Raw genomic sequence first — 1202 nt, forward strand, 5'->3', positions numbered from 1 at the left:
ACCGAATACACGGCCCTGATGCACCTGTCGGAGGCGCCGGGCCGGCAGATGCGGATGAGCGAACTCGCGGGGGCGTGCGAACTCTCGCTCAGCGGGATGACCCGGACCATCACCCGCCTGGAGACGGCGGGGCTGGTCGAGCGGGTCAGGTGCGAGAAGGACGCCCGCGGCTGGAACGCCGTCCTGACCGACGCCGGCTTCGCCCGCCTGGAAGAGTCCTGGCCGAGTCACCTGGCCAGCGTGCGGCGGCGGTTCCTGGATCATTTCGAGGGCTTCGACCTGGTCCAGTTGGCCCGCGCGTTTCAGCAGATCGGGACGGCCGACTGAGCCGGGCCGTGGTGCCTCGGTGGCGCCCTGCCCTCGTCCTGCGGAAGAGCCGGCGCAGGGCGCACCCGAAGCGGCCGCGGCCGAACGGAACGGCCGACACCAGGGGCGCGGCGGCCGCGAAAGCGACCGTGAGGGCGTACCCGGGCCGGACGCCCTAGGGTGGTCACCGTGGCGACCCTTCTCCTTCTGCGACACGGCCGGACCACCGCGAACGCCGACGGCGGCCTGGCCGGCCGGCAGCCGGTCGAGCTGGACGAGACGGGTCGCGCCCAGGCCACCGCGGTCGGGGAGCGGCTGCGCGGCCTTCCGCTCGCGGCGGTGGTGACCAGCCCGCTGATCCGCTGCCGGCAGACCCTGGACCTGGCTCTGCCGGAGGCGGAGCCGGTGGTGGAGGAGGGGCTGATCGAGTGCGGGTACGGCAGCTGGGAGGGGCAGCCGCTGAAGAAGCTGGCCAAGGAGCCGCTCTGGCCGGTGGTGCAGCAGCATCCGAGCGCCGCCGTCTTCCCGGCGGGGGAGTCGATGGCCGCGATGTCGGCGCGGGCGGTGGCGGCGGTGCGGTCCTGGGACGCCCGGATCAGCGCCGAGCACGGTCCGGAGGCGGTCTGGCTGGCGTGCAGCCACGGCGATGTGATCAAGGCCATCGTGGCCGACGCGCTGGGCGTACACCTGGATCTTTTCCAGCGGATCGTGGCGGACCCGGCGTCGGTGACGGCGATCCGTTACACGCCGTTGCGGCCCTTCCTGGTCCGGCTCAACGACACCGGCGGCGATCTGGCCGGGCTGGTGCCGCCGCCGCGCAAGCGGCGTCGACGGGCCACCCGCGCGGTCGACTCCGACGCGCGGTGGGCGGTGGCGCGGGGGCGGCCCGGTGAGCC

1 protein-coding gene and 1 pseudogene are annotated in these 1202 nt (G+C 74.2%); both read left to right on the forward strand.

The features are described 5' to 3' along the window. Positions 1-327 (forward strand): MarR family winged helix-turn-helix transcriptional regulator (locus tag JNW87_RS38900; RefSeq protein ID WP_238455492.1); only part of this gene is annotated, 327 nt, incomplete at its 5' end. A 159-nt stretch (positions 328-486) separates the two neighbouring features. Next, a pseudogene (locus JNW87_RS38905) lies at positions 487-1199 on the forward strand (histidine phosphatase family protein). Positions 1200-1202 lie beyond the last annotated feature (3 nt).

Origin of the sequence: Micromonospora sp. ATA51 (assembly GCF_016802855.1) — a bacterium.
Taxonomy (GTDB): Bacteria; Actinomycetota; Actinomycetes; order Mycobacteriales; family Micromonosporaceae; genus Micromonospora; species Micromonospora sicca.